This window comes from Streptomyces sp. Y7, assembly GCF_043195415.1.
Classification (GTDB): domain Bacteria; phylum Actinomycetota; class Actinomycetes; order Streptomycetales; family Streptomycetaceae; genus Streptomyces.
In genome coordinates, this window is sequence record NZ_JBIDDQ010000013.1 from 46,656 (window position 1) to 62,459 (window position 15,804).

Sequence of the window (15,804 nt, forward strand, 5' to 3'; positions counted from 1 at the left end):
CAACATAGGCGACCGGCGGGTTGCCTGTCCGCATCCCGCGCGACCGAAATTTCGCAGTTGGCGGTCAGGATTTCGTGACCGTCGCCTTGTTGATCACGACCGTCGCGTTCGGTGCGCCGTCGCCCTGGCCGGTGCTCTCACCCGCGTCGGCAATCTTCTTGAGTACCTTCATGCCGGATTCGGAAACGGTACCGAACGGTGTGTAGCTGGGCGGAAGCTGACTGTCCTGGTACACGAGGAAGAACTGGCTGCCGCCGGTGTGCTTCTGGCCGGTGTTCGCCATGGCCACGGTGCCCGCCGGGTAGATGTTGTCCTTCAGGCTTTTGTCCTTCAGGTTCTCGTCCGGAATGGTGTAGCCGGGGCCGCCCGTGCCGACGCCCGTCGGGTCGCCGCACTGCAGCACGTAGATGCCGTTGGTGGTGAGCCGGTGGCACTTGGAGTGGTCGAAGTAGCCCTTCGCGGCGAGGAACTCGAAGGAGTTCACCGTGTGGGGCGCGGCCGACGCCTTCAGGTCGATGTCTATGTCACCGCACGTCGTCGCGAGCTTCATCGCGTACTTCGCCGACTTGTCGACGGTGAGCGCCGGCTCCTTCTTCCAGGTCGCCGTCTTGACCTTGCCCTCGGCGGGCTTCTCGCACGGGTCCGGGGCCTTGCTGGTGGGGCTCGCGCTCGGCGTGACCTCCGCGCCCGCGTTCTCCTTGCTGTCGTCGCCCTTGAGGACGCCCGTCGTGTACAGCGCGAGGCTGCCGATGACGACCACTCCGAGCACCGACGCGATCACCGAGTTGCGCATGCGCGCTTTGCGTCGGGCGGACGTACGCCGCTGCTGCTGCCGCAAGAACTTCTCCCGGGCGAGCTGACGCCGCCGCTGTTCCTGGCTGACCACCGGGTTCTCTCCTCATGCGTCGTAAGTGTCGACCGGTACGCGTGTGTTCATTGAGCCGACCGCCTGCGTGTGCCCCGTACCGTATATGGGTTCGCTGAGGAATCGGCAGCGCCGGTAGGCTCTGTCGACAGGCGGAGTCCGCCGACAAACCACCCGTGTCGACACAAACGAAGGACGATCGTGCTCATTGCCGGGTTCCCCGCCGGGGCCTGGGGGACGAACTGTTATCTCGTCGCCCCCGCCGCCGGTGAGGAGTGCGTGATCATCGACCCGGGCCACGAAGCGGCCCCCGGAGTCGAGGAAGCACTGAAGAAGCATCGGCTCAAGCCCGTCGCCGTCGTCCTCACCCACGGCCACCTCGATCACGTGGCCTCGGTCGTCCCCGTGTGCGGCGCGCACGACGTGCCGGCCTGGATCCACCCCGAGGACCGGTACATGATGAGCGACCCCGAGAAGTCGCTCGGCCGCTCCATCGGCATGCAGCTCATGGGCGAGCTGACCATCGGGGAGCCGGACGACGTCAAGGAGCTGACCGACGGCGCCAAGCTGGAGCTGGCCGGCCTGGAGCTCACCGTCGCGCACGCGCCGGGCCATACCAAGGGGTCGGTGACCTTCGGCATGCCCGAGGCGGCGGACATCCCGCCGATCCTGTTCTCGGGCGACCTGCTGTTCGCCGGCTCCATCGGACGCACCGACCTGCCCGGCGGCGACATGGCCGAGATCCTCGACTCGCTGGCACGCGTGTGCCTGCCGCTCGACGACTCGACCGTGGTGCTGTCCGGCCACGGCCCCCAGACGACCATCGGCCAGGAGCGCGCCACCAACCCGTATCTGCGGCAGGTGGCCGCCGGCCCGGGAGCCCAGGAAGCTCCCCGACGAGGAATGTGACGAGACCTTCCGTGAGCACCTTCAAGGCCCCCAAGGGCACGTACGACCTGATCCCGCCGGACAGCGCCAAGTACCTGGCCGTCCGTGAGGCGATCGCCGCGCCCCTGCGCAACTCCGGCTACGGCTACATCGAGACGCCCGGCTTCGAGAGCGTCGAGCTGTTCGCGCGCGGTGTCGGTGAGTCCACCGACATCGTGACCAAGGAGATGTACGCCTTCGAGACCAAGGGCGGCGACAAGCTCGCCCTGCGCCCCGAGGGCACGGCCTCGGTCCTGCGCGCCGCGCTGGAGGCCAACCTGCACAAGGCCGGCAACCTCCCGGTCAAGCTCTGGTACTCCGGCTCCTACTACCGCTACGAGCGCCCCCAGAAGGGCCGCTACCGCCACTTCTCCCAGGTCGGCGCCGAAGCGATCGGTGCCGAGGACCCGGCGCTGGACGCCGAGTTGATCATCCTGGCCGACCAGGCCTACCGCTCGCTGGGCCTCAGCAACTTCCGGATCCTGCTGAACAGCCTGGGCGACAAGGAGTGCCGGCCCGTGTACCGCGCGGCCCTCCAGGACTTCCTGCGCGGGCTCGACCTGGACGAGGACACCCGGCGCCGCATCGACATCAACCCGCTGCGCGTCCTGGACGACAAGCGCGAGTCGGTGCAGCAGCAGCTCACCGGCGCCCCGCTCCTGCGCGACTACCTGTGCGACGCCTGCAAGGCGTACCACGAGGAGGTCCGCGAACTGATCACCGCCGCGGGCGTCTCCTACGAGGACGACCCGAAGCTGGTGCGCGGCCTGGACTACTACACGCGCACCACCTTCGAGTTCGTCCACGACGGTCTGGGCTCCCAGTCCGCGGTGGGCGGCGGCGGCCGCTACGACGGGCTGTCCGAGATGATCGGCGGCCCCGCGCTGCCGTCCGTCGGCTGGGCGCTCGGCGTCGACCGCACGGTGCTCGCCCTGGAGGCGGAGGGCGTGGAGCTCGAACTCCCGTCGTCCACCAGCGTGTTCGCCGTGCCGCTCGGCGAGGAGGCCCGCCGGGTCCTGTTCGCCAAGGTCACCGAACTGCGCAAGCTCGGCATCGCGGCCGACTTCTCCTACGGCGCCAAGGGCCTCAAGGGCGCCATGAAGAACGCCAACCGCAGCAACGCCCGCTACACGATCGTCGCCGGCGAACGCGACCTCGCTGAGGGCGTCGTCCAGCTCAAGGACATGGAGTCCGGCGAGCAGGCGGCCTTCGGCGTCAACGAGATCGTGGCGGAGCTGGAAGCCCGATTGGGCTGATTCCGCACCAGGGGCGGGGACCGTCAGGTCCCCGCCCCTTGCGTTCCGTCCCTGTCCTGAACTGAGCGCCTTTACCGGACTGCGCGTATGTCCTTATACGCAGCGAACGGTGGGCACGCGTGCGTGTACGGCACAATGTGCCGTGTCCGGAGAAACTCCAAGTCTCAAGTGACGGATCGGCGTGATGAGCAAGACGACAGTCAAAGACGTCTCCACCGAGCCCGAGTCGGAGCCTGCTCAGGTAGCACCGCGGTCGGTGGGCGGCAGCCGTGCCCTCGCCCTGATGCTGGTGATCACCGGCGCGGCGGGGCTGCTTGCCGCGTGGGTCATCACGATCGACAAGTTCAAGCTGCTCGAGGCCAAGGTCGAGGGCAAGACGTTCACCCCGGGATGCAGCCTCAACCCGGTCGTCTCCTGCGGCAGCGTCATGGAGAGCAAGCAGGCCGCCGCCTTCGGGTTCCCCAACCCGATGCTCGGCCTCGTCGCCTACGGCATCGTCATCTGCGTCGGCATGACCCTGCTCGGCCGCGCCCGCTTCCCGCGCTGGTACTGGCTCACCTTCAACGCCGGCACCCTCTTCGGCGTGGTCTTCTGCGCCTGGCTGATGTACCAGTCGCTGTACAACATCAACGCGCTGTGCCTGTGGTGCTCGCTGGCTTGGGTCGCGACGATCATCATGTTCTGGTACGTGACCTCGTTCAACGTCCGCAACGGCTTCCTGCCCGCGCCGAACTGGCTCAAGGGCTTCTTCGGCGAGTTCACCTGGGTCATGCCCGTGCTGCACATCGGCATCATCGGCATGCTGATCCTGACCCGCTGGTGGGACTTCTGGACCAGCTGAGCCCGCCGCTCGGGGGCCGGGTGGGATTGTCAGTGCGGTGATTTAGGGTTTCCAGCGTGGAGCCCGACCTGTTCACCGCCGCCGCAGAAGATCGCCAGGAGAAGGACCCAGCCGGCAGTCCCCTGGCCGTGCGCATGCGCCCGCGCACCCTGGACGAGGTGGTGGGCCAGCAGCACCTGCTGAAACCCGGCTCACCGCTGCGCCGGCTCGTCGGCGAGTCCGGCGGCGGCCCCGCCGGACCGTCCTCCGTGATCCTCTGGGGCCCGCCCGGCACCGGCAAGACGACCCTGGCCTACGTCGTCTCCAAGGCCACCAACAAGCGCTTCGTCGAGCTCTCCGCGATCACCGCAGGCGTCAAGGAGGTCCGCGCGGTCATCGACGGCGCCCGCCGTGCCACCGGCGGGTACGGCAAGGAGACCGTCCTCTTCCTCGACGAGATCCACCGCTTCAGCAAGGCCCAGCAGGACTCCCTGCTCCCGGCGGTCGAGAACCGCTGGGTGACCCTGATCGCGGCGACCACCGAGAACCCCTACTTCTCGGTCATCTCGCCCCTGCTGTCCCGCTCCCTCCTGCTCACCCTCGAACCCCTCACCGACGACGACGTCAGGGGCCTGCTGCGGCGGGCGCTGAGCGACGAGCGCGGTCTGAAGGACTCCGTCGCCCTCCCCGAGGACACCGAGGAGCACCTGCTGCGGATCGCCGGCGGCGACGCCCGCCGCGCCCTGACGGCCCTGGAGGCCGCCGCGGGGGCCGCCCTGGACCAGGACGAGAGCGAGATCAGCCTCCAGACGCTGGAGCAGACCGTCGACCGCGCCGCGGTGAAGTACGACCGCGACGGCGACCAGCACTACGACGTGGCCAGCGCCCTCATCAAGTCCATCCGCGGCTCCGACGTCGACGCCGCCCTGCACTACCTGGCCCGGATGATCGAGGCCGGCGAGGACCCCCGCTTCATCGCCCGTCGCCTGATGATCTCCGCCAGCGAGGACATCGGCCTCGCCGACCCGAACGCCCTGCCGATCGCGGTCGCCGCCGCCCAGGCCGTCGCCATGATCGGCTTCCCCGAGGCCGCCCTCACCCTCAGCCACGCCACCATCGCCCTCGCCCTGGCCCCCAAGTCCAACGCGGCGACGACGGCGATCGGCGCCGCCATGGACGACGTACGCAAGGGGCTGGCAGGCACGGTGCCCCCGCATCTGCGCGACGGGCACTACAAGGGCGCCGCCAAGCTCGGTCACGCCCAGGGATACGTGTATCCGCACGACCTGTCCGAGGGCATCGCCGAGCAGCAGTACGCCCCGGACGCCCTGAAGGACCGGGAGTACTACACACCGACCAGGCACGGCGCCGAGGCGCGGTACGCGGACGCCGTCGAGTGGACCAGGAAACGCCTCGGTCGCAAGCGGTCCTGAGCACCCTGTAAACTTCTCCGAAGTGCTGTGTCCCGTGCTGTCAGAACGGGACGGTCAGCCGGAGCCGGACCAGGACGCAGTCCCGGATCGGTCCCAGGAGCGTCGCGCACCGTCGATCGGTGTCGCGGGCAGCCCACCACCACTCGTCGCAGGACGGGACCGGTCGGTGGGCCACTCGCGTGCTGCACGTATGTGCCCAGACCAGGGGAGCGGCTGCCCACCCCGTCCAGCAGGACGAGGAGGGTTTCCCCGGCTGCGGATGCGACCTCCCTCAACCCTGACGAGCCGAACACTGAGAAATGAGAGATTGTGGCGAACCAGTCCCGCCCCAAGGTCAAGAAGTCGCGTGCCCTCGGCATCGCGCTGACCCCGAAGGCCGTCAAGTACTTCGAGGCCCGTCCCTACCCGCCGGGTGAGCACGGCCGTGGCCGCAAGCAGAACTCGGACTACAAGGTCCGTCTGCTGGAGAAGCAGCGTCTGCGTGCGCAGTACGACGTGTCCGAGCGTCAGCTCGTCCGCGCCTACGAGCGTGCCTCCAAGGTTCAGGGCAAGACCGGTGAGGCCCTGATCATCGAGCTCGAGCGTCGTCTCGACGCCCTGGTCCTGCGTTCGGGCATCGCCCGCACCATCTACCAGGCCCGTCAGATGGTCGTTCACGGCCACATCGAGGTCAACGGCCAGAAGGTCGACAAGCCGTCGTTCCGCGTCCGTCCCGACGACGTCGTGATGGTCCGCGAGCGCAGCCGCGAGAAGACCCTCTTCTCCATCGCCCGTGAGGGCGGCTTCGCCCCCGAGGGTGAGACCCCGCGCTACCTCCAGGTGAACCTCAAGGCCCTGGCGTTCCGCCTGGACCGTGAGCCGAACCGCAAGGAGATCCCGGTGATCTGCGACGAGCAGCTCGTCGTCGAGTACTACGCCCGTTGATCCTTCAGCGGCCGTAGGACACCTGCGCCTCAGCCCGTCGTCTCCCCGCCCTTGCGGGTGGGAGAGGCGGCGGGCTCTCGCATGTCCGGGGCGGCGTTGGCCGGCCGCGCCGATCCCCGCTGCGCGGACGGGGCCTCCGGGTGCCGCCGCCCCAGCGCCCGGTGCACCGCCTCCTCCCGGCCGAGCGCGCCTCCCCGCCGCAGGCACTCCTCGTACCGCTCGTCGCCGAGCCGTTCCCGCGCCGCCGTCTCGCACAGCTCGTGCGGCGCGTTGAAACAGGCCGAACCGAACAGCGGCAGCCCCACCGACGGCCACATCCCCGCCGCCGCGCCCTGCAGCACCGCCGCCTCCGCCGGGTCGCCCTCCGCGCCCGTGACCAGGGCCAGCAGCTCCACGGCCAGCACCGAGCCGAGCAGATCGCGGAAGGAGTGGGCGTTGCCGAGACACTCCCTCAGCAGCGTGCGGGCACCGGTCAGATCGCCGTCGGCCCAGGCCGCGTACGCCAGGACGTACAGCGCGTAGGAGCGCGCCCAGCGCTCGCCGTGGTCCTCGCACACCTGACGGACGTCCTCGCACAGCCGCACCGCGTCCGGCAGATCGCCCCGGAACGCCCGCGTCATCGCCAGCTCGATCTGGCCCATCAGCACATTGCTGTTGAGCTCGCCGATCTCCTGGTAGCGGGCCAGCGCCGAGCGCAGCAGCGTCTCCGCGCGTTCCATGTCGTCCGACACGAGCGCCAGACAGCCCGTGCGGTGCTCGGCGTACGCCACCGCCGTGGGGTCGGCGGCGCTCTCCGCCTCCTCCCGGCACTCCAGCAGCGTCCCGAGCGCCGGCACCGAGTCGCCCTGGAGGATCGCCACATAGCCCAGCACCCACAGGGCCTTCAGCCGGGACCGCTCATGACCGCTGTCCAGCGCCACCGCCTGCTCCAGCCAGTGCCGCCCCTCGGAGAGCCGGCCGCAGCCGACCCAGTAGAACCACAGCGAGCCCGCGAGGTAGTGCCCCAGATGCGCCTCGTCCGGCTCGCTCAGGCAGTACTCCAGGGCGCTGCGCAGGTTCGGCAGCTCCGCCTCGACACGGGCGGCCACCTCACCCTGCCGGGGCGAGAACCACTCCAGCTCGCACCAGGTCGTCAGGCCCAGATACCAGTCGCGGTGCCGACGCCGCAGCCGGCCCGCGTCACCGGTCGCCTCCAGCCAGTCGGCGCCGTAGGCCCGGATCGTGTCCAGCATGCGGTAGCGCACCCCGGTCCCGGTCTCCTCACGCGCGACCACGGACTGCGCGAGCAACTCGGAGAGCACGTCGAAGACGTCGTCGGAGTGCAGACCCTGACCGCCGCACACGTACTCCACCGCCTCCAGGTCGAAGCGGCCCGCGAACACCGACAGCCGTGCCCACAGCAACCGCTCCTCGGGCGTGCACAGTTCATGGCTCCAGCCGACCGCCGTGCGCAGCGTCCGATGGCGGGACGGAGGCCCTCCGGGGATCGAGTGCGGCCGGGCGTCCTGACCTCCGTCGGTCAGCAGCCGGAACCGGTCGTCCAGCCGGACCAGCACCTGCGCCGGCGACAGCATCCGCAGCCGCCCCGCGGCCAGCTCGATCGCCAGCGGGATCCCGTCCAGGCGACGGCACACCTCCCGTACGTCGCCGTCGTCCCGCACGGTCAGTCCGTACTGGGCCGCCCGCTCCACGAACAGCCGCACGGCGTCGTCCTCGCCCAGCGGCGCCAGCGGCAGCAGCCGCTCGCCCGCGATGCCCAGCGGCCTGCGCCCCACCGCGAGCACCCGCAGCCCCGGCGCCCGGCGCAGCAGATCCGTCACCAGCTCCGCGCTGGCCTCCAGCAGGTGCTCGAACCCGTCGAGGACCAGCAGCAGTTCACCCTCGCCGAGCCGGTCCAGCAGCGTCTCGCGGGGGAGACGGGTCGTGTGGTCGGTCAGGCCCAGGGCCTCCACGACCGCGTAGTCGACGAACTCCGGATCGCGTACCGGCTCCAGCTCCACGTGCCACACACCGTCGCCGGGCGCGCACAGCGCGGCCGCGCGTGCCGCCAGCCGTGACTTGCCGACGCCGCCGGCGCCGGTCACGGTCACCAGCCGTGCGGTGCCGAGGGCCTCGGCGAGGTCGGTCAGTTCGGCCGAGCGGCCCACGAACGTGCTGAGCTCCAGGGGCAGATCGCCGGAGCCGGGGGAGTGGGGGCGCAGTTGATCCCGCATGGAATACGGAGCGTACTGAAGCGTGTTCGGTCCGTACAATCACTTCTCGCGACCCGGCCCCGCGCGGGCGGTAATCCGGTGCAGAACGGCGGCCCCGGCGCGATAGGCTCGGTGCACGACTTTTTCGATGTAGACCGATGTAGAGGCACGTTTCAGGGAGCGGGTGCACACAGTGTCCGGTGGAGAGGTTGCCGGGATCCTGGTGGCCGTCTTCTGGGCGATTCTGGTCTCCTTCCTCGCCGTCGCGCTGGCGAGGCTGGCCCAGACGCTCAAGGCGACCACCAAACTCGTCGCGGACGTGACCGACCAGGCCGTCCCGCTCCTGGCAGACGCCTCCTCGGCGGTGCGCTCCGCGCAGACCCAGATCGACCGGGTCGACGCGATCGCCTCGGACGTCCAGGAGGTCACGTCGAACGCCTCCGCGCTGTCGACCACCGTGGCCTCCACCTTCGGCGGCCCCCTGGTCAAGGTCGCGGCCTTCGGCTACGGCGTGCGCCGGGCCCTCGGCGGCCGCAAGCAGGAGGACGTGCCCGCGAAGTCGCCCCGGCGTACCGTGATCGTGGGCCGGACGGTCCCCACCGCACGCCGCAAGCGGAAGTAAGGACTGAGACCGAGCGATGTTCCGCCGTACGTTCTGGTTCAGCACGGGTGTCGCCGCCGGTGTCTGGGCCACCACCAAGGTCAACCGCAAGCTCAAGCAGCTGACGCCGGAGAGCCTCGCCGCCACCGCGGCGAACAAGGCCCTGGAGACCGGTCAGCGCCTGAAGGACCGCGCGGTGGGATTCGCGCTCGACGTCCGCGACAACATGGCCCAGCGGGAGGCCGAGCTGGAGGACGCGCTCGGGATTCAGGACAACCCCGAACTCCCCGCGCCCCGGCGGTTGACCGCCATCGAGAACGACCGCAGCAACCCGAAGTACGTCGACAACCCGACGTACTCGTACAACCGGAATGAGGACCACTGATGGAGTCGGCCGAGATTCGCCGCCGCTGGCTGAGCTTCTTCGAGGAGCGCGGGCACACCGTCGTCCCTTCGGCGTCGCTCATCGCGGACGACCCGACTCTGCTCCTCGTCCCGGCCGGCATGGTGCCCTTCAAGCCCTACTTCCTGGGTGAGGTCAAGCCGCCCTTCGACCGCGCCACCAGCGTGCAGAAGTGCGTGCGCACGCCGGACATCGAAGAGGTCGGCAAGACCACCCGGCACGGCACCTTCTTCCAGATGTGCGGCAACTTCTCCTTCGGCGACTACTTCAAGGAAGGCGCCATCAAGTACGCCTGGGAGCTGCTCACCAGCCCCCAGGACAAGGGTGGTTACGGCCTGGAGCCGGAGAAGCTCTGGATCACCGTCTACAAGGACGACGACGAGGCCGAGCGCATCTGGCACGAGGTCGTCGGCGTGCCGAAGGAGCGCATCCAGCGCCTCGGCATGAAGGACAACTACTGGTCCATGGGCGTCCCCGGACCCTGCGGCCCCTGTTCCGAGATCAACTACGACCGCGGCCCCGAGTTCGGCGCCGAGGGCGGCCCCGCCGTCAACGACGAGCGGTACGTGGAGATCTGGAACCTCGTCTTCATGCAGTACGAGCGCGGCGAGGGCATCGGCAAGGACAACTTCGAGATCCTCGGCGAGCTGCCGAGCAAGAACATCGACACCGGGCTCGGCCTGGAGCGACTCGCCATGATTCTGCAGGGCGTGCAGAACATGTACGAGATCGACACGTCCATGGCCGTCATCAACAGGGCCACCGAGCTGACAGGTGTCGCCTACGGCGACGCCCACGGCTCGGACGTCTCCCTGCGCGTGGTCACCGACCACATGCGGACGTCCGTGATGCTCATCGGCGACGGCGTCACCCCCGGCAACGAGGGCCGCGGTTACGTCCTGCGCCGCATCATGCGCCGCGCCATCCGCAACATGCGCCTGCTCGGTGCCACCGGTCCGGTCGTCAAGGACCTGATCGACGTCGTCATCGGCATGATGGGCCAGCAGTACCCCGAGCTCATCACCGACCGCGAGCGCATCGAGAAGGTCGCCCTCGCCGAGGAGAACGCCTTCCTCAAGACGCTCAAGGCCGGCACCAACATCCTCGACACGGCCGTCTCCGACACCAAGGCCACGGGCTCCACCGTGCTGGCCGGCGACAAGGCCTTCCTGCTCCACGACACCTGGGGCTTCCCGATCGACCTCACCCTGGAGATGGCCGCCGAACAGGGCCTCTCCGTGGACGAGGACGGCTTCCGGCGCCTGATGAAGGAGCAGCGGGAGCGCGCCAAGGCCGACGCCCAGGCCAAGAAGACCGGCCACGCCGGCGCCGGCGCCTACCGGGAGATCGCCGACAAGACCGGCGAGACCGAGTTCATCGGCTACAGCGACACCGACGGCGAGTCCACGATCGTCGGCATCCTCGTCGACGGCGCCTCCTCCCCGGCCGCCACCGAGGGCGACGAGGTCGAGATCGTCCTCGACCGCACCCCGTTCTACGCCGAGGGCGGCGGTCAGATCGGCGACACCGGCCGCATCAAGGTGGACACCGGTGCCGTGATCGAGATCCGCGACTGCCAGAAGCCGGTCCCGGGCGTCTACGTCCACAAGGGCGTCGTCCAGGTCGGCGAGGTCACCGTCGGCGCCAAGGCCCACGCCTCGATCGACTCCCGTCGTCGTACGGCCATCGCCCGCGCCCACTCGGCCACCCACCTCACCCACCAGGCCCTGCGCGACGCCCTCGGCCCGACAGCCGCCCAGGCCGGTTCCGAGAACCAGCCGGGCCGCTTCCGCTTCGACTTCGGTTCCCCCTCCGCCGTCCCGACGGCCGTGATGACCGACGTCGAGCAGAAGATCAACGAGGTGCTCGCCCGCGACCTCGACGTGCACGCCGAGGTCATGGGTATCGACGAGGCCAAGAAGCAGGGCGCCATCGCCGAGTTCGGCGAGAAGTACGGCGAGCGGGTCCGCGTCGTGACCATCGGCGACTTCTCCAAGGAGCTGTGCGGCGGCACCCATGTGCACAACACCGCCCAGCTCGGCCTGGTGAAGCTGCTCGGCGAGTCGTCCATCGGCTCGGGTGTCCGCCGTATCGAGGCCCTGGTCGGCGTGGACGCCTACAACTTCCTCGCCCGTGAGCACACGGTCGTCGCCCAGCTCCAGGAGCTGATCAAGGGCCGCGCGGAGGAGCTCCCGGAGAAGGTCTCCGCCATGCTCGGCAAGCTGAAGGACGCCGAGAAGGAGATCGAGAAGTTCCGCGCCGAGAAGGTGCTCCAGGCCGCCGCCGGTCTCGCCGAGTCCGCCAAGGACGTGCGCGGCATCGCCGTCGTCACCGGTCAGGTCCCCGACGGCACCACGCCGGACGACCTGCGCAAGCTGGTCCTCGACGTGCGCGGCCGCATCCAGGGGGGACGTGCCGCCGTGGTCGCCCTGTTCACCGTGAACAACGGCAAGCCGCTGACGGTCATCGCCACCAACGACGCCGCTCGTGACCGCGGCCTCAAGGCCGGTGACCTGGTCCGCACCGCCGCCAAGACCCTCGGCGGCGGCGGTGGCGGCAAGCCGGACGTCGCCCAGGGCGGCGGCCAGAACCCGGCCGCCGTCGGCGAGGCCGTCGACGCCGTCGAGCGGCTCGTGGCGGAAACGGCCAAGTGAGCGAAGACACACAGGCAAAAGGCGACGGCCGGGGCATGCGCCGCGGCCGTCGCCTGGCCATCGACGTGGGCGACGCCCGTATCGGCGTCGCCTCGTGCGACCCCGACGGGATCCTCGCCACCCCGGTCGAGACGGTCCCGGGCCGGGACATCCCCGCAGCTCACCGGCGGCTGAAGCAGCTCGTCGAGGAGTACGAGCCCCTCGAGGTCGTCGTCGGCCTGCCCCGCTCCCTCAAGGGGGGCGAGGGCCCCGCCGCGGTCAAGGTCAGAGGCTTCGCCCAGGAGTTCGCCCGCATGATCGCGCCCGTACCGGTCAGGCTCGTGGACGAGCGGATGACGACCGTGACGGCCAGTCAGGGACTGCGCGCCTCGGGCGTGAAGTCGAAGAAGGGCCGCGCCGTGATCGACCAGGCAGCCGCTGTGATCATCTTGCAGCAGGCGCTCGAATCCGAACGGGTGTCAGGTAAAGCTCCCGGCGAGAGCGTCGAAGTGGTTATCTGATCGCGATACGGTAACGTTCCGCGCGATGCGCCGGTGTTCGAACAGCTGGCGCACAAAGAGAGGCGGGACGGGAGCCGGATCTTCAGCAGCCGCGCATCCGCCGCCTCGCGGCTCTAGGGGATCGATGACTGAGTATGGCCGGGGCCAAGGCTCCGAACCGTGGCATCCGGAGGACCCGTTGTACGGGGACGGCGGATGGGAAGGGCAGCAGGCCCACACGGGCCAGCAGGCTGCCTACGGCGGCCAGCAGCAGCACTATCCGCAGCAGCCGCAGCAGCAGCACTACGGCGAGTGGGGTCACGGCCAGCAGGATCCGTACGGCCAGGCTCAGCAGCAGTACCCGCAGCAGTACGACCAGCAGCAGTACCCGGGGCATCCGCAGCAGCAGTCGTACGACACCAACGGCTGGCCGACCGGCACCCACCAGCAGCCCCAGTACCCCGACCACTCGGACCCCTACGGGCAGCAGGCCGCGGCGTACGGCGGCGAGCAGGCCGACTACTACGGCACCCCCGACGCCTATCCGCCGCCCCAGCCGCCGAGCCGGCGGCAGGCGGAGCCCGAGCCGCCGGAGACCGACTGGGATCCCGGCCCCGACCAGGGCGAACACGCCTTCTTCGCCGGCGGCGGCGACGATGACGACGACTCCGACGACGACCCGGGGGACGGCCGCGGCGACCGCCGGTCCCGGGGCGGCAAGCCCAAGAAACGGCGCAGCGGGTGCGCCTGTCTGGTGGTCTCCCTGGTCTTCGCGGGCGGCGTGGCCGGAGTCGGATATTTCGGATACCAGTTTTACCAGGATCGTTTCGGCTCGGCGCCGGACTACGCCGGGGGCGGCACGGACGAGACCGTCACCGTGGAGATCCCCAAGGGCGCCCTCGGCAACGAGATCGGCCAGCGGCTCAAGCAGGCCGGGGTCGTCAAGAGCGTCGACGCGTTCGTCGCCGCCCAGTCGCAGAACCCCGACGGCAAGACGATCCAGGCCGGCGCCTATCTGCTGCACAAGGAGATGTCCGCCGAGAGCGCCGTCGAGATGATGCTCGACCCGAAGAGCCAGAACAATGTCCTGGTAAAGCCGGGTGAGCGGAATATCGCCGTCTACAAGTCGATCGACGAACAGCTCGATCTGTCGGCCGGCACCACCAAGAAGCTCGCCGAGAAGAATTACAAGAGCCTCGGACTGCCGAGCTGGGCGAACGACAACAGTGAGATCAAGGACCCGCTGGAGGGCTTCCTCTACCCGGGTACCTATCCCGCCGCCAAGGGCATGAAGCCGGAATCGGTCCTGAAGGAGATGGTGTCCAGGGCCGCGGCCAAGTACAAGACGCTCGACCTGGAGGCCAAGGCCAAGGCGCTCAAGCTGGACAGCCCGCTGCAGGTCATCACCGTCGCCAGCCTGGTCCAGGCCGAGGGCAAGACCAACGACGACTACCGCAAGATGGCGGAAGTGGTCTACAACCGCCTCGACCGCTCGAACCCCGAGACCTATGGTCTGCTGCAGTTCGACTCGACCTTCAACTACCTGAAGGGCGAGAGCAACATCAATATCAGCGAAGACGAGATCAACAGCAACCAGGACCCGTACAACACGTACACGCAGAAGGGTCTTCCGCCCGGACCGATCGGTAACCCGGGTGACGGTGCGATCACCGGAACGCTGAATCCGACGGATCAGGGCTGGTACTACTTCGTCGCCGTCGACGGCGTGAGCAAGACCGAATTCGCGAAGACGCACGACGATTTCCAGAAGCTCAAGGACAAGTTCAATGAGAGCTCGGGCAACTGACGCCCGCCGGGCCGCCGTTCTCGGCAAGCCCATCGCCCACTCCCTCTCCCCGGTGCTGCACCGCGCGGCCTACGAGGAACTCGGGCTCACGGACTGGTCGTACGACCGGTTCGAGATCGACGAGGCCGCGCTGCCCGGGTTCTTCGCGGAGCTCGGGCCGGAGTGGGCCGGACTGTCCCTGACCATGCCGCTCAAGCGGGCGGTCATGCCCCTGCTCGACGGGATCAGCGAGACGGCGGCCTCGGTGGAGGCCGTGAACACGGTCGTCCTCACCGAGGACGGCCGACGCGTCGGCGACAACACCGACATCCCCGGCATGGTCGCCGCGCTGCGCGAACACGGCGTCGAGCAGGTCGACTCGGCCGCGATCCTCGGTGCCGGGGCCACGGCGTCCTCCGCGCTGGCCGCGCTCGCGCGCATCTGCACCGGCGAGGTCGTGGCGTACGTACGCAGCGACGCCCGCGCGGCCGAGATGCGGCAGTGGGGCGAGCGGCTCGACCTCGACGTCCGCACCGCCGACTGGGCAGACGCGGACCGGGCGCTGCACGCGCCGCTGGTGATCGCGACCACCCCCGCCGGTACGACGGACGCCCTCGCCGGCGCCGTACCGGAACGCCCCGCCACCCTGTTCGACGTGCTCTACGACCCCTGGCCCACCGCACTCGCGGCGCGCTGGTCCATGTTCGGCGGTGCCGTCGTCAGCGGTCTCGACCTGCTCGTGCACCAGGCGGTGCTGCAGGTGGAGCAGATGACAGGCCAGTCCCCCGCGCCCGTCGAGGCCATGCGAAAAGCGGGCGAGCGGGCTCTCGCGAACCGCTAGGATCCGCTGAGTTCCGCAGGGGGCGGAGAGGGATCGAGGGGGAGTACGAGCAGTGTCCACTGGTGTGCCGCTGGCGTCCGGCAAGAGTGAAATATTCGAGATCGTCCTGCAGTTCATGCCGGACTGGGTGCAGATTCCGGTGCTCGTCCTGGTCATCCTGCTCGTCGTCGGGTCGTGGGTCTACAACCTGAAGCGCAAGATCGACCGGCGCCGCGCCGTACGCCGGGCGCAGGCCCTCGGGGCTGTCCAGGCCGCCCCGCAGCACGGCCAGGGGCGAGGCGCCGACTACCTGGGCCCGTACGCCCCGCAGCAGCAGGCCCAGCCGCAGTCGGCGCAGCCGAGCGGCGCCGACTTCCTGGGCGCGTACGCCCCGCAGCAGCAGGCCCGGCCGCAGCCGGCGCAGCCGAGCGGCGCCGACTTCCTGGGCGCGTACGCCCCGCAGCAGCCGCAGGGCAACAGCCCCGCGTGATCCGCGCCGGCGTCCGGCGCCGTCCGTTTTCCGTCCGCCTGGTGGACCGGCGGCCGGGGACCGGTGCCGGACGTGGGAGGATCGAAGGTGGCGGGCCGGGGCCGCGCACCTGGTCGCGCCGTCGACGTACGTGAGGACACGCGTACGCAGGGCA

14 protein-coding genes are annotated in these 15,804 nt (G+C 69.6%); 12 read left to right on the forward strand and 2 right to left on the reverse strand.

Annotation, left to right across the window (positions count from 1 at the left end; translation table 11 throughout):
* Nucleotides 1-64 precede the first annotated feature (64 nt).
* Nucleotides 65-886 carry a peptidylprolyl isomerase gene (locus ACGFW6_RS27835; RefSeq protein ID WP_393515406.1) on the reverse strand — a complete coding sequence of 274 codons (822 nt, stop codon included), beginning with the start codon at nt 884-886 and terminating at the stop codon, nt 65-67.
* Nucleotides 887-1,066: 180 nt separating this feature from the next.
* Between ACGFW6_RS27835 and ACGFW6_RS27840 the strand changes: the two genes are divergently transcribed.
* From ACGFW6_RS27840 to rpsD, 5 genes are all read left to right on the forward strand, one after another.
* The gene (locus ACGFW6_RS27840; RefSeq protein ID WP_393515409.1) at nt 1,067-1,774 is read left to right on the forward strand and encodes an MBL fold metallo-hydrolase; all 708 of its coding nucleotides are present in this window, start codon (nt 1,067-1,069) and stop codon (nt 1,772-1,774) included.
* Nucleotides 1,775-1,785: 11 nt separating this feature from the next.
* A complete protein-coding gene (hisS, locus tag ACGFW6_RS27845) occupies nt 1,786-3,048 on the forward strand; it encodes a histidine--tRNA ligase (RefSeq protein WP_393515412.1) in 1,263 nt (420 codons plus the stop codon).
* 184 nt (nt 3,049-3,232) lie between these two features.
* Nucleotides 3,233-3,889 (forward strand): vitamin K epoxide reductase family protein, encoded by a 657-nt coding sequence (locus tag ACGFW6_RS27850; protein ID WP_393515415.1) that lies wholly within the window; start codon nt 3,233-3,235, stop codon nt 3,887-3,889.
* Between the two features lie 56 nt (nt 3,890-3,945).
* Nucleotides 3,946-5,301, forward strand: a complete 1,356-nt coding sequence (locus ACGFW6_RS27855; protein WP_393515418.1) for a replication-associated recombination protein A — start codon at nt 3,946-3,948, stop codon at nt 5,299-5,301.
* A 309-nt stretch (nt 5,302-5,610) separates the two neighbouring features.
* On the forward strand, nt 5,611-6,225 hold the full coding sequence (rpsD, locus tag ACGFW6_RS27860) for a 30S ribosomal protein S4 (RefSeq protein WP_015661793.1): 615 nt from the start codon (nt 5,611-5,613) through the stop codon (nt 6,223-6,225).
* 29 nt (nt 6,226-6,254) lie between these two features.
* On the opposite strand, the gene ACGFW6_RS27865 is transcribed toward rpsD, so the two are convergent.
* Entirely contained in the window at nt 6,255-8,438 is a 2,184-nt protein-coding gene (locus ACGFW6_RS27865; protein ID WP_393515422.1) for an ATP-binding protein, read from the reverse strand.
* Between the two features lie 163 nt (nt 8,439-8,601).
* Between ACGFW6_RS27865 and ACGFW6_RS27870 the strand changes: the two genes are divergently transcribed.
* The 7 genes from ACGFW6_RS27870 (at nt 8,602) to ACGFW6_RS27900 (ending at nt 15,650) form a co-directional block, all read left to right on the forward strand.
* Nucleotides 8,602-9,039 (forward strand): DUF948 domain-containing protein, encoded by a 438-nt coding sequence (locus ACGFW6_RS27870; RefSeq protein WP_093745335.1) that lies wholly within the window; start codon nt 8,602-8,604, stop codon nt 9,037-9,039.
* Between the two features lie 16 nt (nt 9,040-9,055).
* Nucleotides 9,056-9,403: a hypothetical protein gene (locus ACGFW6_RS27875; RefSeq protein WP_393515425.1), complete on the forward strand. Its 348-nt coding sequence runs from the start codon at nt 9,056-9,058 to the stop codon at nt 9,401-9,403.
* Nucleotides 9,403-12,075 carry an alanine--tRNA ligase gene (gene alaS / locus ACGFW6_RS27880; RefSeq protein ID WP_393515428.1) on the forward strand — a complete coding sequence of 891 codons (2,673 nt, stop codon included), beginning with the start codon at nt 9,403-9,405 and terminating at the stop codon, nt 12,073-12,075. Before ACGFW6_RS27875 ends, alaS begins: the two co-directional genes overlap by 1 nt.
* A gap of 35 nt (nt 12,076-12,110) precedes the next feature.
* A complete protein-coding gene (ruvX, locus tag ACGFW6_RS27885) occupies nt 12,111-12,575 on the forward strand; it encodes a Holliday junction resolvase RuvX (RefSeq protein WP_393515770.1) in 465 nt (154 codons plus the stop codon).
* 124 nt (nt 12,576-12,699) lie between these two features.
* Nucleotides 12,700-14,361, forward strand: a complete 1,662-nt coding sequence (mltG, locus tag ACGFW6_RS27890) for an endolytic transglycosylase MltG (protein ID WP_393515431.1) — start codon at nt 12,700-12,702, stop codon at nt 14,359-14,361.
* A complete protein-coding gene (locus tag ACGFW6_RS27895) occupies nt 14,342-15,181 on the forward strand; it encodes a shikimate dehydrogenase (RefSeq protein ID WP_393515434.1) in 840 nt (279 codons plus the stop codon). Before mltG ends, ACGFW6_RS27895 begins: the two co-directional genes overlap by 20 nt.
* Before the next feature lie 52 nt (nt 15,182-15,233).
* On the forward strand, nt 15,234-15,650 hold the full coding sequence (locus ACGFW6_RS27900) for a hypothetical protein (protein ID WP_393515437.1): 417 nt from the start codon (nt 15,234-15,236) through the stop codon (nt 15,648-15,650).
* Nucleotides 15,651-15,804: the final 154 nt, after the last annotated feature.

Excerpts from the sequence above, each read along its gene's own strand:
- ACGFW6_RS27850 (WP_393515415.1), top strand. The coding sequence starts at position 3,233 with ATGAGCAAGACGACAGTCAAAGACGTCTCCACCGAGCCCGAGTCGGAG.
- ACGFW6_RS27865 (WP_393515422.1), bottom strand. The coding sequence starts at position 8,438 with ATGCGGGATCAACTGCGCCCCCACTCCCCCGGCTCCGGCGATCTGCCC.
- ACGFW6_RS27875 (WP_393515425.1), top strand. The coding sequence starts at position 9,056 with ATGTTCCGCCGTACGTTCTGGTTCAGCACGGGTGTCGCCGCCGGTGTC.
- alaS (WP_393515428.1), top strand. The coding sequence starts at position 9,403 with ATGGAGTCGGCCGAGATTCGCCGCCGCTGGCTGAGCTTCTTCGAGGAG.
- ruvX (WP_393515770.1), top strand. The coding sequence starts at position 12,111 with ATGCGCCGCGGCCGTCGCCTGGCCATCGACGTGGGCGACGCCCGTATC.
- mltG (WP_393515431.1), top strand. The coding sequence starts at position 12,700 with ATGACTGAGTATGGCCGGGGCCAAGGCTCCGAACCGTGGCATCCGGAG.
- ACGFW6_RS27895 (WP_393515434.1), top strand. The coding sequence starts at position 14,342 with ATGAGAGCTCGGGCAACTGACGCCCGCCGGGCCGCCGTTCTCGGCAAG.